Below are 24,644 nucleotides of genomic sequence, written 5' to 3'. Positions count from 1 at the left end.
CCTTTTCCTTCCGATGGGTTTTCGCCTTTCCCTTATCCAAAAACCAGAACGTACAAGGCAATGTTACCGATAACGCTGTTCACCCGATTAAATCGGCTTGAATTCATCAATCCAACCTGTCCGAAAATGACCGATTTGATTGGCTTGCCAAATTTTACCACTATTAATATCTAAACCTGTTAACCAACCTTGTCCATAAACCCAAGTATCAATACAAATGGCATAGCCTAAATTAACAGGTTTACCACTGGTTTGACGGGTATGACCACAAACCATCGTTTTTCCCGAAATATGGGGTTTTGCATGATGAAATTTTGCCCCAAATAATTGTTCTGTGGGTTGTTGATTTAAGGGAAGTTGGGAGTCAACATTGCCATGAACAAAAAAATGGTGTTCCGTTTCCCAATAGTTCACACACAGGTTTTCCAGAAATTCCCAATGGTGGGCGGGAATGGTTTCTAACTTAGGTTTTTTTCCGGTGGTAGGATAGGAGGCTAAGGTTTGATCACCCCCCCATTTAAACCAAGCATCGAACTGTTGGGGAGAGTGACGCGCCTCTAACATCAGGATTTCGTGGTTTCCCCGCAGGGCGACTAACTGTCCGGTTTTGTGCAGGGTAATTAATCTTTCCAGTACCCCGTTAGAATCTGGCCCTCGATCCACATAATCCCCTAGGGTAATGATTAAATCATCCCCTTGGAGCTTAATCATAGATAGGAGAGTATCCCAAGCCATTGAACAGCCATGAATATCGGCAATAGCAATAATTCGCATAGTTAGTTATGTACAATAACGGGGGTTCCCACCGATGCCCACTCAAATAACCATTTGGCATGATTGACAGCAACATTGGTACAACCGTGGGAAACGGGTGTACCAAATAGATTATGCCAATAGGCTCCATGAATGGCCATACCCCCGTCGTAGTACATCGTGTAGGGAACATCGGGAACATCATAATCCGGGCCGGTCATGCGGGTAGTTTCGTATTTGGTATAGACTTTAAAGACTCCGGTGCGGGTGGGGGTGTCCGCTTTTCCCGTAGAAACAATTACCGCATAAACAGGTTTATTTCCCTCCCAAGCTATTAAGCGTTGTCGAGATAGATCAATTAAAATCCAACGTTCAGAAGATTGCTGTAATTCCATCATATTACGCGCAATTAGGTTGTGTTGTTCATTGGCGATCGCTAAATTTCCTGGGGAGAATCCGGTGATTAATGTTAACATTGTCGCGCTGGCTATCATTCCCCAAAAACTTGATTTTGTTCTGGGAAAATGGGGTCGTTTGACCGGATTAAACTTGAAACCAGATCGGGTTTTAATTAAGGGGTTTAAAGTTTTCATACTCGACTCCTTGGGTTTGACTTAGCAAGTATAGACATCCAATTGATCGTAGGGGGACGGCGCGCCCATCGGTGTCAACTTACGGCGAAAAGTAGGCGCTCAAACCCGAATTCACGCTGATCTGATCCCAAGTCAATGATCCCCCCTAGCCCCCCTTGGAAAGGGGGGAATTAGAGTTCAAAGTCCCCATTTTTAAGGGGGATTTAGGGGGATCTAATCTCGGCTGTAATCACGGGTTTTCGGCTTAAGTTGACGGACTTTGGGCGCGCCGTCCCCCTACAAGTGATCTTGAATACTGCGATACCTCAAATTGTATTCTGTTGTTGTCTATTCCTTCACCCATTCAAGGGGAAATTTCGGAGAACTGTTGTAGGAGGGTTTGAGTTTTTTGAGCGATCGCTTGCCAATTTTGTTGGGCAATTAAATCTGGTGGAAATAAATCTCCGGCGAGTCCCACCGCGATCGCTCCCGCTTGAATAAACTCAACGGCATTATTTAAAGTTACCCCTCCGGTGGGAATTAGGGGGATATTTCCCATCGGCCCTTTAATACTTCTAATATAATCTACACCCCCGACCGAGGAAACAGGAAATACCTTAACACAACTAGCCCCGGCTTGCCAGGCGGTGATGATTTCCGTCGGGGATAATGCCCCAGGAATTATCGGAATTTCCGCTTGTTTTGCCACCTGAATCATATCAGGGTTGGTATGGGGAGAAAATAGGAATTGCGCCCCGGCTGCGATCGCCTTCTGCACATCTTCAATGGTGAATAATGTGCCAGTGCCGATCAAACATTCAGGCAATTCAGACCGTAATTCCGCAATTAATTCCGGGGCTTGGTCACTATTCCAAGTAATTTCAATTAACCCCATGCCTCCGGCGGCGGTTGCCTGTGCCATTTGTTTTCCTAGTTGCCTTTGACGAGCGCGAATAACGGCGATCGCTCGATATTTTTTTAACCCAGATAACCAAAGTTCAGAAGTCACTTTTAAATTAAAATATCCTTAAAATTGATTAACAATATTACCAGTTTTATTATAGCAGATTTAAGATATTATTTATTTCCTATTCCTAGCTATCAAACTTAAAAATCCATGTTAAAATCAGAAAACTGAAACAATCTTAGCCAAACGGGGGCAAAACCATGAGTGGCGAAAAACGGCGATATGTGAGTGTTGAAGAACAGGAATTGCGACGTCTGAAAGAACACCGAAAGTCGTCTACGTTCTGTACAAAAGGATCTCCCAGAACGGTTAAATGCAGTTCGAGAACAGGCGCGACAAGAGTTCCAGCAACGTTTTGCACCCCTCGAACAGCGCGCCCAACGACAGGAACAGGAAAGCCAACGTTTAAAAAGTAGTTTAGCAGATTTAGAACAAAATACCCAAAAGCGCTTACAGCAACAGCGTCAGGAATTTCAAACCGCAGTCCGAGACTCGGAAAAACGTCAACAACAGGCGCTACAACAGGAAACCAACCGTTTAGAAACTGCAATGCGTCAAGGGTTTAAAGAACAGCGTCAGGAATATTTACAAATTACCCAACAACAACGTCAGGAATATACCCGTTTAATTACCGAACAGGATCAAAAATTCACTCAATTAATCATAGAAGAACGCAATGAACGCCAGCAAGGGCAAGTAATTCTACAACAACAAATTGATCACGTTGTCAATGAGTTAAAACAGGAACATCAACAAAAATCTCAATTAGCCCAAGATTTGTTAGCAGATGTAGAAGCGATTTGGCAACAAATTGATCGAGATTATCAACATCAGAAGTTTGCCCCGGGACGGTTAGCGCAATTGCATCAGGGATTGGAATTAGCCCGCACTAATATTCAAAATGGGGTGATGGAAGCTGCGATCGCAACGACCCAACAAACCTATTTAGAATTAGCGGATTTACGCTTAGAATTAGAACAAAAAGAGCAAGAATGGCTATTACTTTATCAGGCAGCTTTAGAAGATTTAAAAAGTCTAATCACAGAGGTACAAGCAAATCGAAACTGTGAGGTAGAAGTGGGACAGGGAGATGAAACAGAAACCTTTAAATTAGAAGTCGATTATTGGGTAAATGGTCGCTTAACCGAATATGAACAAGAGCTAAAACAATTAGAAACTCAACTCCAAACCCAATCAGAAACCCTAACAACCGAACAGATAAAACAGTTGAGTGATCAAATTTTAGCCCAACAACCAATATTAGGAGAAATTGTAGAACAGGCGAAATTATCAATTTTAGGATCTCAACTGCGGGTGGAAATTGCCGACCGTGTGGTTGATGTTTTAGAATCCTTAGGATATCGTCTTCTTGATCCTGAATCCGATGCAGTTTACGAAGGTTCAGATCAACGCAATGCTTTTGTAGTAAAAGTTAAAAATGTTGCTGGAGATGAAGTGGTAACGGTGATTAGCCCTGAAGCCGAATTTGGCGCTAATTCAGTTTCAATTAATACCTTTAGTGAAATCTTAATTGATGAACAGACAACCAAAGAAAATGCCGAGGCAATTTTTACCGCTTTAAATGAATCTGGTGTCCAAGGAAATCGACCGACAGAATGTTATGAAAAACCTCAAGCCGCCTATAAAGATATGGAGAAAGTTAAACAGTCTAATCAAACACAAACCAAGGGTCTGTAGGGGCGGGTTCGAGTTAACCTTTGAAACCCACAAATAATTGATCTAAACCCGCCCCGAAAGAGATCCCCCCTAACCCCCCAGGGCGTTTTCATTGTCGGGTGTAAAAAAGAAAATAAAAGTGATCTTCTTTCGGTAAAATTAAAAATAGATCACTTTTATTTAATTTTAAAAAAGTCATGTTAAACAGTATAATTGAACAACTGAAGTTAGTCAAGGATTTTCGGAAAAATCGGGGTAAAAGACATGAATTATGGGTGGTGTTGACATTAGTTTTGAATATATACAGAAGTTTGGGTTTTAGTTCAATAAAAGAGGGACAGTCATGGTTGGGAAATAATTGGGAAAAGATTTTAGCGATCGCTTAAATTAATTGAGTTTTTAAAACTATTTTCTTAAAAAAAATCAAAAACATTTAATAATAAATAGCCATAAAGTCTTATCAATCAAGACAATGGCTATTTTTTGCTGTCAATAAATATCAAAATTGTTCATTCTTAATATTTCTAACTTATCTGATTAAAATTAGAGGTAATTTGACCGGAAAACTTGATGATTTTTTTTGAAGATAGCGATCGCATTTTGGAAAATGAAAACGCCCTGCTTTCAATGCTAGGGATGAACTCGGCTGCGACTAAACCAAGGGAGCGATGGGGCGGCTTTAGTCGCCGTATGCGCTAAAAATGGTACTTCTTCCTTAAAGTTATTTTATCTGAGTTTTTGTGGATAAAACTATGCTATCATCGAGCTATGATAGTTAGAGAAGCCAAGCTAAAACACGGTACAGTAGAGCAATATTCTGCCATTGATGAAGCCATCCGAACAGCACAGTTCATTCGGAACAAAGCCGTTCGCTATTGGATGGATAATCAAGGCGCGAGTAAAGCTGATCTGTACAGTATATGCAAAGACTTAGCCACATTGTTTGACTTTGCTAAAAAGCTCAACTCAGCCGCTAGACAAGCCAGTGCTGAACGTGCTTGGGCTGCTATCTCCAACTTCTATACCCGATGCAAAAAGGGTGTAGGTAAAAAAGGTTTTCCCAAGTTTAAAAAACATTGTCGCTCTGTTGAGTACAAGGTTTCAGGATGGAAGCTATCGGATGATTGTCGGTCAATCACGTTCACCGATGGCTTTGAGATTGGAACATTGTCGATATTTTGCAACCATGAAACTCAGGAAGACTTGCATAGGCTAAAAATTAATCGAGTGCGGATTGTACGCAGAGCAGATGGGTATTATGCTCAGTTCTGTTTTGATGCTAATCGCAAAGAGCAAGGGGAGTATTCAGGCAATCTTGTCGGATTGGATCTAGGTCTAAAATTTTTCACTAAAGACCAAAATGACAATGCCGTAATATATCCGCAGTTCTTGAGAAAAGCCGAAAAGCGACTCAAGAAGGCTCAAAGACGATTGAGTAAGAAATTTGTCAAGGGTGCTAAACCCCAATCAAAGAACTATCACAAAGCTCGGAAAAGACTAGGTAAAATCCATCTTAAAATCCAACGCCAACGGAAAGATTGGGCAATTAAACAAGCTCGAAACGTAGTGATATCTAACGATATCGTGGTCTATGAAGATTTAAAGATAGCGAACATGGTCAAGAATCACCACTTGGCTAAGTCTATTTCTGATGCTGGTTGGTATCAGTACACTCAATGGCTAGACTACTACGGCAAGATTTGGGATAAGGTGGTTGTGGCAGTATCGCCTAACTACACATCCCAAGATTGCTCTAATTGCGGTCAACGAGTGCAGAAGTCTCTGAGCACTAGAACTCATTCATGTCCTAACTGCAAGATTGAGATTTGTCGCGATACAAACGCGGCTCTAAACATCTTGCACAAAGGATTGAATATTCTTGGTGTTGAGTGGAATAAACACAGTACGTCAGGGCATGACGGATCTGGCTCGTTCGAGCAAAAGCATGGGGAGAAGATCGCCGCTGCTGTTGATCAGCAATTTGATACAGTAAGCGAACTTCGATGAGCCATGAATAAGAATCCCCCCGCTTCGGCGGTGGGGAGTATGTCAAAATATGTAAACAAACGCTTAAGGTAAAGGGCAGTCTAAAAAATGCGGGTTGCGATCGCAGGAGCAGGTTTAGCGGGCATGGCTACGGCAATTGGCCTAGTGGATGCCGGACACGAAGTAGAGATTTTTGAATCCCGTCCCTTTGTCGGGGGTAAAGTCAGCAGTTGGATAGACCCCGACGGCAACCATATTGAAATGGGGTTGCACGTCTTTTTTGGCTGCTACTATAACTTATTTGAACTGATGCGGAAGGTGGGGGCGATTGACAACCTTCTGTTAAAAGACCATACCCACATTTTTGTTAATACCGGGGGAAAAACGGGAAGTTTGGACTTTCGCTTCCTTACCGGGGCTCCCTTTCACGGGTTGAAGGCATTTTTCACCACCTCCCAACTCTCGGTAATTGATAAACTGCAAAATGCGATCGCTTTGGGTACTAGCCCCATTGTCCGAGGGTTGGTAGACTTTGAGGGGGCGATGAGGACTATCCGCGAGTTAGATAGGGTGAGTTTTGCGGACTGGTTTCGCAGTCATGGGGGTTCTGAGGGTAGTTTAAAACGGATGTGGAACCCGATTGCCTATGCCTTGGGATTTATTGATACTGAGAATATTTCCGCTCGGTGTATGTTAACGATTTTCCTATTTTTTGCCACCAAAACAGAGGCATCTATGTTGCGAATGTTGGCAGGATCTCCGGCGGAATATTTACATAAACCCATTGTGAATTATTTGGAACAAAGGGGCGTGAAAATTCATACCCGCCGTCGAGTTAGAGAAATACAATTTCAGGAAATAGAAGGTAAAACCTATGTGACGGGAATGGTAGTAGCAAACGGAGAAACCGAGGAAACAATTATTGCCGATGCCTATGTTTTTGCCGGGGATATTCCGGGGGTACAAAAAATGATTCCCCCTGCTTGGCGAAAATGGCCGGAGTTTGACAATATTTATAAATTAGAAGCGGTTCCCGTAGCAACGGTACAACTGCGTTTTGATGGTTGGGTGACGGAATTAAATGATCCCCAAAAACGTCAACAACTTAAAGAAGCGGCGGGAATTAATAATTTATTATATACAGCCGATGCGGATTTTTCCTGTTTTTCTGATTTAGCATTATCAAGTCCGGCCGACTATTATCGAGAGGGACAGGGATCTTTATTACAGTTAGTTTTAACCCCGGGTGATCCTTTTATTAAACAAAATAATGAAGAAATTGCCCAACACGTTCTTAAACAAGTTCAGAATTTATTTCCCAGTTCACGGGAACTGAATATGACTTGGTATAGTGTGGTTAAATTAGCTCAATCTTTGTATCGAGAATCCCCGGGAATGGACGCTTACCGTCCGGCTCAAAAAACTCCGGTTGCTAATTTCTTTTTAGCTGGAAGTTACACGCAACAGGATTATATTGATAGTATGGAAGGGGCAACTATTTCAGGAAGACAGGCGGCTAAGGCTATCTTAGAAACCAACTTTTCCGATCTGAAACCTTCCCCTGTTGTTGCTGGATAATTGAGAATTTCATAAATAATTATTAGTCGAGAAATTATATTTTTGACTAATAATTATTTGGGATAAATATTGCAGTGTCAGCGTTCTCGCTGACTTGCCCAAACCGATGTAATATGAAATCTGTAAATATTTTCTACACATTCCTCCTGTAGAGACGTTGTATGCAACGTCTCTACAGGAGGGCTAGGGGGGATCGTCTGTAGCGTTTATAATTAGATTTCATATAAGCTCGATAAAATAATCCCAGTGAGTGCGGACGCTAAAATAATCCCTGTAGCTTATTTGAGTAGATATTGATATAATTAAACAATAATTGAGTATATTAAAACGGATAAATTCAATTAGGTAAAATCTTTGTAACTTTGTAAATATTATGGCTGATTGGTTAGAACATAGTGTCCAAGTTGAAGTTCCGGTTCCCATTGATGTCTCTTGGAGTTTATGGTCAGATTTAGAACATATGCCCCGTTGGATGAAATGGATTGATTCGGTTAAAATTTTAGAGGATAATCCTGATTTATCTCGTTGGAAATTAGCAACAGGTAATTTTGAATTTAGTTGGTTATCGCGGATTTTAAAACAAATTCCTAATCAAATTATTCAATGGGAATCAGTAGATGGTTTACCGAATCGGGGGGCAATTAGGTTTTATGATCGCCATGGGAGTAGTATTGTTAAATTAACGATTTCTTATGCTATTCCAGGGATTTTAGGACAATTGATGGATAATTTATTTTTGGGTGGAGTAGTGGAGTCAACTATTCAAAAAGATTTAGAACGATTTAGAGATTATGCCATAGAATTCTATAGTAGTTCTTCAAATTAACTTCCGTTAAAATCCTTATTATGAATTTACCCTCCTTTTTATGGTTATGGAAAATTGCAGCTTGGTCGATGGGATTTTCTATCTTCGCTTATGTATTGTTAGCAATGACCGGAGGATGGATGCTATATTCCCGCACAAGGAAACAACCTCGACCTAACGGACTCAGAACTTTTCATTACCTGATCGGTGGGGGGATGGTGGGTTTAGTCTTAATTTTACTAACCGTTGGTTTAGTGGGAACTCTCGGATATTACGGGAATTTAGGACATTCAATTCATCTAGCCGCCGGATTAATTGTAGTAGGTTTAGTATTAGGGTCGGCTGGGAGTGCTACCCAAATTAATCCCAAAAATCCCTGGGCGCGCCCCCTTCATCTTAGCCTAAATATGGGCTTATTTTTTGCTTTTACTGCGGTTTCTTTGTCCGGGTGGGTGATTGTTCAGAAATATTTACCTTAAGTTAATTATTAATACCAAATCTGGTGATCAATAGATTAAAACTATAGTTTTTCAACACAACTCAATCAAATCGGGAGTAAAATACTATTCTTAACCTTAACCTCTGTTTAGACCCCCAATGACCTATCTCTACGAACTTCAAAAAGCAAGATAGAATAGGTATAGAATTGATGGAAGTAGGATTCCCATTTAGCAATTGCAAGGATTGTAACTGCCGATTGGGTACATCTGGTGGTTGTACAGAATCATTGTTCTGAGAAAGTGGGTGCAAATACAACCTCGTTTACTGCCAAATAGCACGTTTAAGGTCACACGCCATGAAATTGCGAAAAAAAACACTGATCATTATTGGTGCTGCCCTGATTGGGTTAATCGTGGCAATGTATATTAGTGCCTCCTTGTTGCTAGTACATGATTTTAGTCAATTAGAAAGTCAGTATGTCCGTCAAGATATTATTCAGGCTTTAAATGCGATTAATGATGATTTAGATAGTTTGGACTTAATTGCTCAGGATCAAGCGAAATGGGATGACACCTATAGCTTTATTGACGCTCGCAATTATCAATATATTGCTTCTAATTTAGTTGATACTACCTTTGCCGACCTGCGACTCAATTTATTGATTCTGATTAATTCTCAAGGTGAAATTGTTTTCAGTAAAGGATTTGATTCCCAACGCCATCAGGAAACACCGATTCCCCCGAGTCTTTCCCCCCATCTTGCCTTAAATCGTCCCCTTTTAGCCAGTCTCAAACAACCCGATTTAACCCCTGTTGCCCTTCAAGGAATCATTGTTTTACCAGAAAGTCCATTACTGATTGTTTCACGACCGATTTTGACCAGTTCCGCATCGGGGCCAAGCCGAGGAGTCTTGATTTTAGGACGTTATCTTGACCCCTCAGAAATTCAAAGATTGCAGGAAATTAGCCAACAGTCTTTGAGTTTGAATCCTATTGTTGAGGAAATAGCCAGTAGTCCGATTCTATTATCGCCGCAACTTCAACCCTATCCTGAAACCATTATTGATCCTAAAGCTATTCAGTTGCAATCTTTGAATGTAGAAACAGCGATCGCCTCCGCCACTATAGCAGATATTTATGGGGAACCCAAATTACTGTTACAGGTTCAAGTTCGCCGTCCTATTTATCAACAAGGTCAGACGACTTTAGCCTATTTCACCTTATTTTTATTAGGGGTTGGGTTGATTTTTGGAGGCATCACCCTATTATTGTTAGAAAAATTAGTGCTTTCTCGACTCACCCATCTGAATAATTCTGTGAATGAAATTAGGGAAACGGGAAATTTGAGTTTAAGAATTGAGGCGACGGGTCAGGATGAATTATCGAGTTTAGCTGAAGCGATTAATGGAATGTTGCAAGCCCTAGCAGATGCCCAAGTTCAAGGTCAAGAAAGTGAGCAACGCTANACCCTTTGAAACCCACAAATAATTGATCTAAACCCGCCCCGAAAGAGATCCCCCCTAACCCCCCAGGGCGTTTTCATTGTCGGGTGTAAAAAAGAAAATAAAAGTGATCTTCTTTCGGTAAAATTAAAAATAGATCACTTTTATTTAATTTTAAAAAAGTCATGTTAAACAGTATAATTGAACAACTGAAGTTAGTCAAGGATTTTCGGAAAAATCGGGGTAAAAGACATGAATTATGGGTGGTGTTGACTATAGTTTTGAATATATACAGAAGTTTGGGTTTTAGTTCAATAAAAGAGGGACAGTCATGGTTGGGAAATAATTGGGAAAAGATTTAAGTGATCGCTTAAATTAATTGAGTTTTTAAAACTATTTTCTTAAAAAAAATCAAAAACATTTAATAATAAATAGCCATAAAGTCTTATCAATCAAGACAATGGCTATTTTTTGCTGTCAATAAATATCAAAATTGTTCATTCTTAATATTTCTAACTTATCTGATTAAAATTAGAGGTAATTTGACCGGAAAACTTGATGATTTTTTTTGAAGATAGCGATCGCATTTTGGAAAATGAAAACGCCCTGCTTTCAATGCTAGGGATGAACTCGGCTGCGACTAAACCAAGGGAGCGATGGGGCGGCTTTAGTCGCCGTATGCGCTAAAAATGGTACTTCTTCCTTAAAGTTATTTTATCTGAGTTTTTGTGGATAAAACTATGCTATCATCGAGCTATGATAGTTAGAGAAGCCAAGCTAAAACACGGTACAGTAGAGCAATATTCTGCCATTGATGAAGCCATCCGAACAGCACAGTTCATTCGGAACAAAGCCGTTCGCTATTGGATGGATAATCAAGGCGCGAGTAAAGCTGATCTGTACAGTATATGCAAAGACTTAGCCACATTGTTTGACTTTGCTAAAAAGCTCAACTCAGCCGCTAGACAAGCCAGTGCTGAACGTGCTTGGGCTGCTATCTCCAACTTCTATACCCGATGCAAAAAGGGTGTAGGTAAAAAAGGTTTTCCCAAGTTTAAAAAACATTGTCGCTCTGTTGAGTACAAGGTTTCAGGATGGAAGCTATCGGATGATTGTCGGTCAATCACGTTCACCGATGGCTTTGAGATTGGAACATTGTCGATATTTTGCAACCATGAAACTCAGGAAGACTTGCATAGGCTAAAAATTAATCGAGTGCGGATTGTACGCAGAGCAGATGGGTATTATGCTCAGTTCTGTTTTGATGCTAATCGCAAAGAGCAAGGGGAGTATTCAGGCAATCTTGTCGGATTGGATCTAGGTCTAAAATTTTTCACTAAAGACCAAAATGACAATGCCGTAATATATCCGCAGTTCTTGAGAAAAGCCGAAAAGCGACTCAAGAAGGCTCAAAGACGATTGAGTAAGAAATTTGTCAAGGGTGCTAAACCCCAATCAAAGAACTATCACAAAGCTCGGAAAAGACTAGGTAAAATCCATCTTAAAATCCAACGCCAACGGAAAGATTGGGCAATTAAACAAGCTCGAAACGTAGTGATATCTAACGATATCGTGGTCTATGAAGATTTAAAGATAGCGAACATGGTCAAGAATCACCACTTGGCTAAGTCTATTTCTGATGCTGGTTGGTATCAGTACACTCAATGGCTAGACTACTACGGCAAGATTTGGGATAAGGTGGTTGTGGCAGTATCGCCTAACTACACATCCCAAGATTGCTCTAATTGCGGTCAACGAGTGCAGAAGTCTCTGAGCACTAGAACTCATTCATGTCCTAACTGCAAGATTGAGATTTGTCGCGATACAAACGCGGCTCTAAACATCTTGCACAAAGGATTGAATATTCTTGGTGTTGAGTGGAATAAACACAGTACGTCAGGGCATGACGGATCTGGCTCGTTCGAGCAAAAGCATGGGGAGAAGATCGCCGCTGCTGTTGATCAGCAATTTGATACAGTAAGCGAACTTCGATGAGCCATGAATAAGAATCCCCCCGCTTCGGCGGTGGGGAGTATGTCAAAATATGTAAACAAACGCTTAAGGTAAAGGGCAGTCTAAAAAATGCGGGTTGCGATCGCAGGAGCAGGTTTAGCGGGCATGGCTACGGCAATTGGCCTAGTGGATGCCGGACACGAAGTAGAGATTTTTGAATCCCGTCCCTTTGTCGGGGGTAAAGTCAGCAGTTGGATAGACCCCGACGGCAACCATATTGAAATGGGGTTGCACGTCTTTTTTGGCTGCTACTATAACTTATTTGAACTGATGCGGAAGGTGGGGGCGATTGACAACCTTCTGTTAAAAGACCATACCCACATTTTTGTTAATACCGGGGGAAAAACGGGAAGTTTGGACTTTCGCTTCCTTACCGGGGCTCCCTTTCACGGGTTGAAGGCATTTTTCACCACCTCCCAACTCTCGGTAATTGATAAACTGCAAAATGCGATCGCTTTGGGTACTAGCCCCATTGTCCGAGGGTTGGTAGACTTTGAGGGGGCGATGAGGACTATCCGCGAGTTAGATAGGGTGAGTTTTGCGGACTGGTTTCGCAGTCATGGGGGTTCTGAGGGTAGTTTAAAACGGATGTGGAACCCGATTGCCTATGCCTTGGGATTTATTGATACTGAGAATATTTCCGCTCGGTGTATGTTAACGATTTTCCTATTTTTTGCCACCAAAACAGAGGCATCTATGTTGCGAATGTTGGCAGGATCTCCGGCGGAATATTTACATAAACCCATTGTGAATTATTTGGAACAAAGGGGCGTGAAAATTCATACCCGCCGTCGAGTTAGAGAAATACAATTTCAGGAAATAGAAGGTAAAACCTATGTGACGGGAATGGTAGTAGCAAACGGAGAAACCGAGGAAACAATTATTGCCGATGCCTATGTTTTTGCCGGGGATATTCCGGGGGTACAAAAAATGATTCCCCCTGCTTGGCGAAAATGGCCGGAGTTTGACAATATTTATAAATTAGAAGCGGTTCCCGTAGCAACGGTACAACTGCGTTTTGATGGTTGGGTGACGGAATTAAATGATCCCCAAAAACGTCAACAACTTAAAGAAGCGGCGGGAATTAATAATTTATTATATACAGCCGATGCGGATTTTTCCTGTTTTTCTGATTTAGCATTATCAAGTCCGGCCGACTATTATCGAGAGGGACAGGGATCTTTATTACAGTTAGTTTTAACCCCGGGTGATCCTTTTATTAAACAAAATAATGAAGAAATTGCCCAACACGTTCTTAAACAAGTTCAGAATTTATTTCCCAGTTCACGGGAACTGAATATGACTTGGTATAGTGTGGTTAAATTAGCTCAATCTTTGTATCGAGAATCCCCGGGAATGGACGCTTACCGTCCGGCTCAAAAAACTCCGGTTGCTAATTTCTTTTTAGCTGGAAGTTACACGCAACAGGATTATATTGATAGTATGGAAGGGGCAACTATTTCAGGAAGACAGGCGGCTAAGGCTATCTTAGAAACCAACTTTTCCGATCTGAAACCTTCCCCTGTTGTTGCTGGATAATTGAGAATTTCATAAATAATTATTAGTCGAGAAATTATATTTTTGACTAATAATTATTTGGGATAAATATTGCAGTGTCAGCGTTCTCGCTGACTTGCCCAAACCGATGTAATATGAAATCTGTAAATATTTTCTACACATTCCTCCTGTAGAGACGTTGTATGCAACGTCTCTACAGGAGGGCTAGGGGGGATCGTCTGTAGCGTTTATAATTAGATTTCATATAAGCTCGATAAAATAATCCCAGTGAGTGCGGACGCTAAAATAATCCCTGTAGCTTATTTGAGTAGATATTGATATAATTAAACAATAATTGAGTATATTAAAACGGATAAATTCAATTAGGTAAAATCTTTGTAACTTTGTAAATATTATGGCTGATTGGTTAGAACATAGTGTCCAAGTTGAAGTTCCGGTTCCCATTGATGTCTCTTGGAGTTTATGGTCAGATTTAGAACATATGCCCCGTTGGATGAAATGGATTGATTCGGTTAAAATTTTAGAGGATAATCCTGATTTATCTCGTTGGAAATTAGCAACAGGTAATTTTGAATTTAGTTGGTTATCGCGGATTTTAAAACAAATTCCTAATCAAATTATTCAATGGGAATCAGTAGATGGTTTACCGAATCGGGGGGCAATTAGGTTTTATGATCGCCATGGGAGTAGTATTGTTAAATTAACGATTTCTTATGCTATTCCAGGGATTTTAGGACAATTGATGGATAATTTATTTTTGGGTGGAGTAGTGGAGTCAACTATTCAAAAAGATTTAGAACGATTTAGAGATTATGCCATAGAATTCTATAGTAGTTCTTCAAATTAACTTCCGTTAAAATCCTTATTATGAATTTACCCTCCTTTTTATGGTTATGGAAAATTGCAGCTTGGTCGATGGGATTTTCTATCTTCGCTTATGTATTGTTAGCAATGACCGGAGGATGGATGCTATATTCCCGCACAAGGAAACAACCTCGACCTAACGGACTCAGAACTTTTCATTACCTGATCGGTGGGGGGATGGTGGGTTTAGTCTTAATTTTACTAACCGTTGGTTTAGTGGGAACTCTCGGATATTACGGGAATTTAGGACATTCAATTCATCTAGCCGCCGGATTAATTGTAGTAGGTTTAGTATTAGGGTCGGCTGGGAGTGCTACCCAAATTAATCCCAAAAATCCCTGGGCGCGCCCCCTTCATCTTAGCCTAAATATGGGCTTATTTTTTGCTTTTACTGCGGTTTCTTTGTCCGGGTGGGTGATTGTTCAGAAATATTTACCTTAAGTTAATTATTAATACCAAATCTGGTGATCAATAGATTAAAACTATAGTTTTTCAACACAACTCAATCAAATCGGGAGTAAAATACTATTCTTAACCTTAACCTCTGTTTAGACCCCCAATGACCTATCTCTACGAACTTCAAAAAGCAAGATAGAATAGGTATAGAATTGATGGAAGTAGGATTCCCATTTAGCAATTGCAAGGATTGTAACTGCCGATTGGGTACATCTGGTGGTTGTACAGAATCATTGTTCTGAGAAAGTGGGTGCAAATACAACCTCGTTTACTGCCAAATAGCACGTTTAAGGTCACACGCCATGAAATTGCGAAAAAAAACACTGATCATTATTGGTGCTGCCCTGATTGGGTTAATCGTGGCAATGTATATTAGTGCCTCCTTGTTGCTAGTACATGATTTTAGTCAATTAGAAAGTCAGTATGTCCGTCAAGATATTATTCAGGCTTTAAATGCGATTAATGATGATTTAGATAGTTTGGACTTAATTGCTCAGGATCAAGCGAAATGGGATGACACCTATAGCTTTATTGACGCTCGCAATTATCAATATATTGCTTCTAATTTAGTTGATACTACCTTTGCCGACCTGCGACTCAATTTATTGATTCTGATTAATTCTCAAGGTGAAATTGTTTTCAGTAAAGGATTTGATTCCCAACGCCATCAGGAAACACCGATTCCCCCGAGTCTTTCCCCCCATCTTGCCTTAAATCGTCCCCTTTTAGCCAGTCTCAAACAACCCGATTTAACCCCTGTTGCCCTTCAAGGAATCATTGTTTTACCAGAAAGTCCATTACTGATTGTTTCACGACCGATTTTGACCAGTTCCGCATCGGGGCCAAGCCGAGGAGTCTTGATTTTAGGACGTTATCTTGACCCCTCAGAAATTCAAAGATTGCAGGAAATTAGCCAACAGTCTTTGAGTTTGAATCCTATTGTTGAGGAAATAGCCAGTAGTCCGATTCTATTATCGCCGCAACTTCAACCCTATCCTGAAACCATTATTGATCCTAAAGCTATTCAGTTGCAATCTTTGAATGTAGAAACAGCGATCGCCTCCGCCACTATAGCAGATATTTATGGGGAACCCAAATTACTGTTACAGGTTCAAGTTCGCCGTCCTATTTATCAACAAGGTCAGACGACTTTAGCCTATTTCACCTTATTTTTATTAGGGGTTGGGTTGATTTTTGGAGGCATCACCCTATTATTGTTAGAAAAATTAGTGCTTTCTCGACTCACCCATCTGAATAATTCTGTGAATGAAATTAGGGAAACGGGAAATTTGAGTTTAAGAATTGAGGCGACGGGTCAGGATGAATTATCGAGTTTAGCTGAAGCGATTAATGGAATGTTGCAAGCCCTAGCAGATGCCCAAGTTCAAGGTCAAGAAAGTGAGCAACGCTATCGGTTAATGGCGGAAAATTCAACGGATATGATTACCCGCCATTCTCCCGAAGGAGTATTTTTATATGCCTCTCCCGCCTGTCGCAGTTTATTAGGATATGAACCAGAAGAATTAATCGGAAATCAGTTACCCCGTTTTATCTATCCCGATGATTTAGATGTAATTATTAAAGCCTATAAAATTATTTTACAACAAAATGTTATCTATACTATTGAATACCGCATTTGTCACAAAAACGGCGATTATATTTGGTTTGAAACTACCAGTAGTTCCATTCGAGATGCCACCAGTGGAAGTGTGTATGAAATTATTGGGGTATCCCGGGATATTACGGAACGGAAACAGCGAGAACAACAACTACAAGATAGTGAATCTTCTATTAGAACCCTCTATCAAATTACCTCTTGTCAGGACTTCACCTTTGACACTCGACTGCACGCAATTTTAGAATTAGGCTGTACTAAATTTGGGTTAGAATATGGGATTTTATCCGAGGTTAAAATTGATCATTCCCTATCCAAAGAAGATGGTCAAGAAGAACATTATTCCTATAAAATTATAGCTGTAATTGCTCCTAATCAGTCGATTCAAAAGGAACAAATTTATAAACTAGAAGATACCTTTTGTCAAGTCACCATTCAGGCTAAACAACCCCTTTATTTTGAATCGATAAAATTTTCTGGTTTGCCCTTTTGTCCCGCCCATAATATTTTCCCCATTGAAGCCTATATGGGAACCCCAGTCATTGTAGAGGGAGAGGTTTATGGAACCCTCTGTTTTTGGAGTTCTCAAGCCCTATCAGAGCCATTTCAAGCCGTAGATCGAGATTTATTAAAATTAATGGCACAATGGATTGGTGGTGAAATTGAACGTCAAGAAACCGCTAGTGCTTTAGCAAAAGCCAGGGATCAAGCCCTAGCAGCAACCCGGGCAAAAAGTGAATTTTTAGCTACTATGAGTCATGAAATTCGGACGCCCATGAATGCGGTGATTGGGATGACGGGATTATTGTTAGATACCACCCTAACTCCCATGCAGCAGGATTTTGTGGAAACCATTCGCAGTAGTAGTGATGCTTTACTATCTTTAATTAATGATATTTTAGATTTTTCTAAAATTGAATCGGGAAAACTAGATTTAGAAAATCATCCCTTTTATTTAAGAACTTGTATTGAAGAATCCCTAGATTTATTAGTTACTAAAGCAGCCAGTAAAAATCTGGATTTAGCCTATTTAATTGATCCTTGTACCCCCACTCAAATTATTGGGGATATGGCGCGATTACGTCAAGTTTTAGTTAATCTTTTAAGTAATGCGGTGAAGTTTACTGACAATGGAGAAGTCGTTGTATCCGTTACAGCAGAAAAACTCAATGATTCTAATATTTATTCTGGTAAAATTCAGGAAAAACAACCCGAGAAAGAAAGTTCTATAAATTCTCCACTATCCTGTTCTTTCTATGAAATTAAATTTGCTGTTCAAGATACGGGGATCGGCATTCCTGCGAATAGAATGGATCGACTTTTTCAATCTTTTAGTCAGGTAGATTCTTCCATTAATCGTCAATATGGTGGTACGGGTTTAGGATTAGCGATTAGTAAACGATTAGCGGAACTCATGGGGGGTCAAATGTGGGTAGAAAGTCAAGGGGCGACGGCGGGAGATCCTCCGGTAAATTTTAAACTTGAACAATCATTAGATTCCTTTTGTCTGTTAGATGAAGATGAGCATAAAACTGAAAAAATTAACCTAAATCGTCAGGGTTCAACCTTTTATTTTACCGTTGTTACTGAGTCCTGTTCTAATTTATCTCCCGAATGGTCAACCCTGAATGAATTAGCGGGAAAACGGTTATTAATTGTCGATGATAATGCCAGTAGCCGACAAATGTTAAAGCTACAAACCCAGGCTTGGGGAATGTCAAGCCGAACAGTTAAAAATGGGTTTAAAGCACTGGAATGGTTGCAGCGTAAACAATTTGATATTGCCATTATTGAAATGGAAATGGCATTGATGGACGGGTTAACTTTAGCTAAACAAATTCGTCAATTACCGTCTTATCAAAAGTTACCCTTAATTTTATTAACATCCGTGGGAGGAGAAAACTTAGGTAAATCTAAATCGATTGAAATTGCAGCCTGTTTAAATAAACCCATTAAACAATCCCAACTTTATAATGTATTAATTAATATTTTAGGAAAGGAACCTTTAGAAGTTCATGTCCAGAGTCAAACCTATTTACACAGTCGAAATCGCGGAACATTGCGATCATCCCAGGATATTCCTTTACTAGCTGAAAAATTACCTCTAAAAATTCTATTAGCAGAAGATCATTTAGTTAATCAAAAAGTAGCATTACAAATTTTACAACGAATGGGATATCGGGCGGATGTGGCGGGGAATGGTTTTGAAGTCTTAGAAGCGTTGCGTCGTCAACCCTATGATGTGATTTTAATGGATATGCAAATGCCGGAAATGGATGGGTTAGAAGCGTCCCGTCAAATTCAAAAATTATATGGCAATTCCGAGAAATCTCAACCCCTGCGACCGAGAATTATTGCGGTGACAGCAAATGCTATGGAAAGCGATCGCCATGAATGTATTAGTGCGGGTATGGATGACTATATTAGTAAGCCAATTCGCATAGAACAATTGATCAATGTTTTAAGTAAATGTCAGTCCTCAACCCAACCCCCAAATTTAGAGACTGAAATCACCCCCTATAACTCCTTAAATCGAACTTTAAATCCATCGATTTTAGATGCTAAAGTTTTACAAGGATTACGAGAGGTAGAAGCCCTAGAAGAAGTAATTGAGATTTACTTTGATACCGCCCCGGAATTGTTAGAAAATATTACCAAAGCCATTGAAAAAACAGACTCCGAGGCTTTACAACCGGCGGCCCATTCTTTAAAATCTATTAGTGGCACCCTCGGTGCTTTCGGATTATCAGAATACTGTCAAAAATTAGAAACCCTAGCCCGTCAATGTAATCAAACTCAAAATCCCTTATCTCAATCTGAAACCGAAAAAATATATGCCCAAATTCAAACTGAATTTGAGCAAGTTAAAACGGCACTACAACAGGAATTAAATCCCAGCACCATCTAAAAATTGTTGAATCGTTCTATCTTTTATGCGACAATGGGTAGGCGTCGAAACAGAGTATTCTTGACCATAATTGGTTGTTTGTTCCTGAACCGATAGCCTGTTTGGACTAGGACAGTATTCCAATTTCAGAGCAGCTTCTAATTGATTTTGAGCCACAGAGGATTGTTGTTGCAGGGACTGTACTTGTTGTTCCAATAGTTCAATCCGATCTACTAACATCCGAATCACTTGCGCCTCTGAGTCGGGAAGACTACCATGTTCCAGGGGATCAATCCGCACCCCCGAGCGATAGACAATCCGACCCGGAATCCCGACCACGGTACAGTTAGCCGGAACATCCCGCAAAACCACCGATCCGGCCCCAATCCGAACATTTTCCCCCAATTGAATATTACCTAAAACCTTGGCTCCGGCACCGACCACCACATTTTCCCCCAGGGTAGGATGGCGTTTACCGCTTTCTTTCCCTGTGCCTCCCAGGGTGACACCTTGATAAATCAGGCAAAAATCCCCTAGAATAGCCGTTTCACCAATCACAACTCCCATACCATGATCGATGAATACGCCCTTGCCAATCACCGCCCCAGGATGAATTTCGATTCCCGTTAGAAACCGAGCCAGATGGGAAATCAGGCGGGGAATAAAGGGAAGCCCCAAGGCATATAACCCGTGTGCTAGGCGGTGGAATAATAAAGCCTGAAAACCGGGATAGCAGAATAGGACTTCTAACCAGTTGCGAGCGGCAGGATCACGCTCAAAGATAATGCGGAAGTCATGTTGAAGGGTCTTGAGCATTGATTAATAACCCGTTGTTGTTATACAGACCACTATTCCTATTTTAGAGGATGAAGGCATTTTGATCGGGTTTGCCACAGGTTCTTTTCAGGTGCGGGTTTCCGAATTGATCCTTAAAAGATAAGTTTTCCTAATTAATATGCCGTTAATATTCGCTTGCTTAATTATTTTTTGGGCGGTGCTGGTCATAGAGGGGGGGATTTTCTCTATCATTGATGGGATTACAGGACTACACCTACCCAATTCGTTCGGTTTAGTCGTACTATTAGTCCTACTCTCTTGGTGCTTGGAAGATTAAACTAGGGTTGATGGTTAACCCACAACAAAAATCTATATTAAAATCTGGGGAATTATGGAAACTAATTATTCTTGGGGTCGGAATCGGGATGTTCGTCAAACGGAAATCTCCTGGCGAGCCAATCAAAAACGAGAAATTCGTCCTCTCTATCGTGCGGTTTTTTTAATGTTACTCACAACCCTAGCCATGGGTGTGCATTCTTTTCGGTTGGTGCAACTGCAACTGGTAGATGGTCAGAAGAACCGAGAACGGGCTGACGAGAACCGAATTCGCCTGATTCCGATTCCCTCGAATCGGGGTTATATTTTAGACCGCAATGATAAACAATTAGCCGCCAATCGTCTCACCCGGGCTTTATATGTTTGGCCGAAGGAACACACCCCCGAGGAATGGGCAAAAATTGCTAAAGTGCTCAGTCCAGTGATTAATATAACTCCTGAACGAATTTTAGCCCCGATTGAAAAGGCTGGATATCAGTCCGCAGCCTCCGTCAGAATTAGTCAGTTTTTGACCCCCCAGGCCTTTATTTGGTTGGGAGAGAAATCCTTACCTGGTGTGGAAGTCAGAAGCGAATCTAACCGTTATTACCCCCAAGGAAACTTAGCTTCACAGATCCTTGGCTATATTGGTGAAGCCACCGCCGAGGATTTGAAAAAACACCCCCAATGGCCGATGGGGATGGTTGTGGGACAGTTAGGGATTGAAGCCCAAGCCAATCAGAAACTCTCCGGGGTGTGGGGTTCCCGCTTGATTGAAGTCAACAGCATGAACCAGGAATTACGGGAACTGGGCGATAACGAATCTAAAGGGGGGGAAAATGTGAGATTAACCCTCGATTTGGATTTACAAAAAACCGCCGAAGCCGCCCTGGGAGATCGTCGGGGGGCGGCGGTGGCCTTAAATGCCAAAACCGGAGAAGTTTTGGTTATGGCCAGTAGTCCCCGATTTGATCCGAATATGTTTACTAAACCCATTAGCCAAAAACAATGGGAAGAACTGCAAAATGGAGATGATCCGTTTTTAAATCGCGCTTTGCAGGGGTATCCACCGGGGAGCACCTTCAAAATTGTCTCCTCCGCCGCCGGCATGGGTTCGGGTAAATTTAGTCCCGACTCGATGCTCGATACTTATAGTTCGATTACGGTCGGGGGAATTACCTTTAATGAGCATAGTGGGGGTTACGGGCTGATTGGTTTTAGAGATGCCCTCGCCTTTAGTAGTAATACATTTTATTATCAATTGGGGATGACCGTTGGCCCGGAAGCGATCGCTGAGTGGGGGAAACATTTAGGGATTGGGAACAACAGTTTAAAACTTTTAGGGTTACAGGAAGGGTCAGAGGGATTTATCCCCACTCCAGAGGATAAGGAAAAAACCTATGGGGAACCCTGGTATTTGGGGGATACGGTAACTATGTCCATTGGTCAAGGGGCTGTATTAGCAACGCCGTTGGAGTTGGCGGTGATGGTCGCCTCGATCGCCAATGGCGGATATCGGGTTAAACCCCATCTCTTGGCGGATTTGACCAAGACCCCGGCGGCTAAACCCGAACCTACGGGACTAAAACCCGAAGCGATCCAGGTGATTAAGGAGGGACTCATTTCTGTGGTTGAGTACGGGACGGGTCAAGGGATGAATGATGGTTCAATTCCTCTGACTGGGGGCAAAACTGGAACCTCGGAAGTATCGGGACAAACCGACCACTCCCTGTATGTGGCTTTTGGCCCGGCCCAAAATCCAGAAATTGCGATCGCAGTCGTGGTGGAAAATGGGGGTTATGGATCTAAATCTGCCGCCCCCATTGCTAAGGCAATATTTCAGACTTATTTTTCTAAGAAAAAGTAAATCTTCTGGGGTCGTAGGGGTAATCCATGAATTGCCCCTGGGTTGTTTCTAGGGTACGGTTAACACCAATTTACCTTTCATTCCTCCAGCTTCTAATAGTTTATGAGCTTCCGATGCTGATGCTAAGGGAACAGTTTGATTGACTAATATTTTTAATTTTCCTTCATCAATTAATCGAGCACATTGTTGCAGAATTTTAGTCTGATCCAATTGATCATGAATCCGAGCTTGTAACATCGGCGTTAACATTAACTCTAAACTAATCCGTAAATTTCTTAACCGAGCCTCTTTCAAATTTCCTAATTTGGGATCGGGTTCCAAAATAGTTACTAAATCCCCATAATTTTTAACCGCAAAAACCGTTTGATAAAAAACCTCATCGCCAACGGTATCAAAGGCTAAATCAACCCCTTCTCCCCCCGTCCATTCTAATATTTGATCGACAAAATTAGTTTCTTTATAATTAATCACCAGATCTGCCCCTAACTCCTGCACTAAAGCAGCAGCATCGGCGGAACTGACGGTGGTGGCGACTTCTGCCCCTTGCAATAGGGCTAACTGGATCGCCACATGACCCACGCCACCAGCACCCCCATGAATTAACACCTTTTGTCCAGGTTGTAATCGTCCTCGATCATACAATGCTTCCCAAGCGGTAATTAAGACTAAAGGAGCCGCCGCCGCTTCCGCAAAACTCAAACTTTGGGGTTTCAAACTGGCAAATTTTTCATCAACAACAATTAATTCCGCATAATTGCCCGATTCTGCACCTAAACCCCCCTGACAAAAATAAACCGCATCTCCGACTTGAAATTTTTGCACTTGGGAACCGACTTTTTCTACAACTCCCGCCCCATCACAACCTAAAATGGCGGGCATTTGATCGGGATAAAACGTGCCTCGACTGCGTAATTTGATATCAATGGGATTAATTCCCGCAGCCTTTAAACGGACTAAAATGTCAGTGTCAGATTTTATTTGAGGATCGGGTATTTCTTGAAGTTGTAAAACATCGGGTTCCCCAACTTCGGTCATGAGAACTGCTTTCATTGTTTAATAATAAAAAAGTTTTGTTTTTGGGTTTTGTTGTTGGGCTTTAACCCTAAATTTTTAGACTTGCTGCCCAACAACAAATTTACATTGTCAACGATTGAACATTGGTTTCAATCAATTTAGCTAAACTTTGTAGGAATGTTGCCGCATCCGCCCCATAAATAATCCGGTGATCACAGGTAATATTCACTTGCATTTGGCGTTTAACGGCCATCGAACCATCGGCAGCAACCACTAATTGGGGACGGGACGCCCCGATGGCTAAAATTGAACCTTGACCCGCAGGTAAAATAGCATCAAACTTATCTACCCCAAACATTCCTAAATTCGAGAGGGTAAAGGTTCCACTGCTATATTCATCGGGTTGTAACTGTTTTGCCCTAGAGCGTTCGACTAAATCTTTCCAAGTCCGAGATAGGGAATAAAGATCAATTTGATCGGCATTTTTTAAGACCGGAGTAATTAAACCGCCATCGGGCATAGCCACGGCGATCGCAATATTAATTCCCGCCCGATATTGAATCCCATTTTCTACATAACTAGCATTCAAAATCGGATGTTTTTGTAACGTCACCGCCACGGCTTTTGCTAACAGAGCCGTCATGGTCACACCTTTGGATTTCAGTTGTTTATAAAGCTGATCCAACCCATCCGTAGTAATCGTATATCCCACCCGGAACACCGGAACCGATAAACTCGCCGTCATATTTCTGACCACGGCGTTTTGTAGGGTATTCATCGGGGCAACTTGACCCAGGGGAACGGTGACTGGGGTTGGGGCCGCCACGGGCTTACTAACAGCCGGAGCCGGAATCTGAGGTAGAGTCCCGACAGCAGCCGGACGTCCCGAAGCTGTTTCCACATCTTCCGCAATGATCCGACCATTCGGCCCACTTCCGGTTAAGGTGGCTAAGTCTAAATTGAGTTCCTTGGCTAATTTGCGGGCGCGAGGTGAGGCAATAATCCGGCCATTTTTAGGGGGGGTGGGGGTGGCGGCAACAGCCGTGGCTGCCACGGGACTCGCGGCAACGGGTTGGGGCACGGCGGCGGGGGTGGCGG

General features: G+C 41.5%; 19 protein-coding genes. 13 read left to right on the top strand and 6 right to left on the bottom strand.

The window, feature by feature from the left end:
- Positions 1-87: 87 nt before the first annotated feature.
- From PL11201_RS24705 to PL11201_RS24695, 3 genes are all read right to left on the bottom strand, one after another.
- Positions 88-774 carry a metallophosphoesterase gene (locus PL11201_RS24705; RefSeq protein ID WP_079681485.1) on the bottom strand — a complete coding sequence of 229 codons (687 nt, stop codon included), beginning with the start codon at positions 772-774 and terminating at the stop codon, positions 88-90.
- 2 nt (positions 775-776) lie between these two features.
- Entirely contained in the window at positions 777-1,229 is a 453-nt protein-coding gene (locus PL11201_RS24700; RefSeq protein WP_234996843.1) for a L,D-transpeptidase, read from the bottom strand.
- Between the two features lie 460 nt (positions 1,230-1,689).
- Positions 1,690-2,334, bottom strand: coding sequence for a bifunctional 4-hydroxy-2-oxoglutarate aldolase/2-dehydro-3-deoxy-phosphogluconate aldolase (locus PL11201_RS24695; protein ID WP_079681484.1), 645 nt, complete (start codon positions 2,332-2,334; stop codon positions 1,690-1,692).
- Between the two features lie 507 nt (positions 2,335-2,841).
- Between PL11201_RS24695 and PL11201_RS24690 the strand changes: the two genes are divergently transcribed.
- The 12 genes from PL11201_RS24690 (at position 2,842) to PL11201_RS24635 (ending at position 19,594) form a co-directional block, all read left to right on the top strand.
- A complete protein-coding gene (locus PL11201_RS24690; RefSeq protein WP_234996831.1) occupies positions 2,842-3,990 on the top strand; it encodes a coiled-coil domain-containing protein in 1,149 nt (382 codons plus the stop codon).
- A 176-nt stretch (positions 3,991-4,166) separates the two neighbouring features.
- The gene (locus PL11201_RS24685) at positions 4,167-4,355 is read left to right on the top strand and encodes a hypothetical protein (RefSeq protein WP_079681483.1); all 189 of its coding nucleotides are present in this window, start codon (positions 4,167-4,169) and stop codon (positions 4,353-4,355) included.
- A 382-nt stretch (positions 4,356-4,737) separates the two neighbouring features.
- Positions 4,738-5,976 (top strand): RNA-guided endonuclease InsQ/TnpB family protein, encoded by a 1,239-nt coding sequence (locus PL11201_RS24680; RefSeq protein WP_079681481.1) that lies wholly within the window; start codon positions 4,738-4,740, stop codon positions 5,974-5,976.
- Between the two features lie 87 nt (positions 5,977-6,063).
- On the top strand, positions 6,064-7,533 hold the full coding sequence (gene zds, locus PL11201_RS24675; protein ID WP_079681480.1) for a 9,9'-di-cis-zeta-carotene desaturase: 1,470 nt from the start codon (positions 6,064-6,066) through the stop codon (positions 7,531-7,533).
- Positions 7,534-7,906: 373 nt separating this feature from the next.
- Positions 7,907-8,359 (top strand): SRPBCC family protein, encoded by a 453-nt coding sequence (locus PL11201_RS24670; protein ID WP_079681479.1) that lies wholly within the window; start codon positions 7,907-7,909, stop codon positions 8,357-8,359.
- A 20-nt stretch (positions 8,360-8,379) separates the two neighbouring features.
- Positions 8,380-8,817, top strand: coding sequence for a DUF4079 domain-containing protein (locus tag PL11201_RS24665; RefSeq protein ID WP_079681478.1), 438 nt, complete (start codon positions 8,380-8,382; stop codon positions 8,815-8,817).
- Between the two features lie 317 nt (positions 8,818-9,134).
- Positions 9,135-10,253 carry a CHASE4 domain-containing protein gene (locus PL11201_RS24660; RefSeq protein ID WP_079681482.1) on the top strand — a complete coding sequence of 373 codons (1,119 nt, stop codon included), beginning with the start codon at positions 9,135-9,137 and terminating at the stop codon, positions 10,251-10,253.
- A 723-nt stretch (positions 10,254-10,976) separates the two neighbouring features.
- The gene (locus tag PL11201_RS24655; protein ID WP_079681481.1) at positions 10,977-12,215 is read left to right on the top strand and encodes an RNA-guided endonuclease InsQ/TnpB family protein; all 1,239 of its coding nucleotides are present in this window, start codon (positions 10,977-10,979) and stop codon (positions 12,213-12,215) included.
- Between the two features lie 87 nt (positions 12,216-12,302).
- Positions 12,303-13,772, top strand: coding sequence for a 9,9'-di-cis-zeta-carotene desaturase (gene zds / locus PL11201_RS24650; protein ID WP_079681480.1), 1,470 nt, complete (start codon positions 12,303-12,305; stop codon positions 13,770-13,772).
- 373 nt (positions 13,773-14,145) lie between these two features.
- Entirely contained in the window at positions 14,146-14,598 is a 453-nt protein-coding gene (locus PL11201_RS24645) for an SRPBCC family protein (RefSeq protein WP_079681479.1), read from the top strand.
- Between the two features lie 20 nt (positions 14,599-14,618).
- Complete coding sequence (locus PL11201_RS24640) at positions 14,619-15,056, top strand: DUF4079 domain-containing protein (protein ID WP_079681478.1); 438 nt, start codon at positions 14,619-14,621, stop codon at positions 15,054-15,056.
- A gap of 317 nt (positions 15,057-15,373) precedes the next feature.
- A complete protein-coding gene (locus PL11201_RS24635) occupies positions 15,374-19,594 on the top strand; it encodes a response regulator (RefSeq protein WP_079681477.1) in 4,221 nt (1,406 codons plus the stop codon).
- On the opposite strand, the gene cysE is transcribed toward PL11201_RS24635, so the two are convergent.
- On the bottom strand, positions 19,574-20,389 hold the full coding sequence (gene cysE / locus PL11201_RS24630) for a serine O-acetyltransferase (protein WP_079681476.1): 816 nt from the start codon (positions 20,387-20,389) through the stop codon (positions 19,574-19,576). The two genes, PL11201_RS24635 and cysE, sit on opposite strands and share 21 nt — an antisense overlap.
- A 352-nt stretch (positions 20,390-20,741) precedes the next feature.
- Between cysE and mrdA the strand changes: the two genes are divergently transcribed.
- Positions 20,742-22,532 carry a penicillin-binding protein 2 gene (gene mrdA, locus PL11201_RS24625; protein WP_079681475.1) on the top strand — a complete coding sequence of 597 codons (1,791 nt, stop codon included), beginning with the start codon at positions 20,742-20,744 and terminating at the stop codon, positions 22,530-22,532.
- 48 nt (positions 22,533-22,580) lie between these two features.
- Here the strand turns inward: mrdA and PL11201_RS24620 are convergent, their stop codons facing one another.
- Positions 22,581-23,582, bottom strand: a complete 1,002-nt coding sequence (locus tag PL11201_RS24620) for a zinc-dependent alcohol dehydrogenase family protein (protein ID WP_079681474.1) — start codon at positions 23,580-23,582, stop codon at positions 22,581-22,583.
- Positions 23,583-23,667: 85 nt separating this feature from the next.
- A partial coding sequence (locus tag PL11201_RS24615) for a dihydrolipoamide acetyltransferase family protein (protein ID WP_144017890.1) occupies positions 23,668-24,644 on the bottom strand: 977 nt, incomplete at its 5' end.

It is taken from the genome of Planktothrix sp. PCC 11201 (assembly GCF_900009135.1).
In the GTDB taxonomy this organism is placed as follows: Bacteria; Cyanobacteriota; Cyanobacteriia; order Cyanobacteriales; family Microcoleaceae; genus Planktothrix.
The sequence above is the reverse complement of the archived record's forward strand: the minus strand, read 5'-3'. Positions and strand labels throughout refer to the sequence as shown.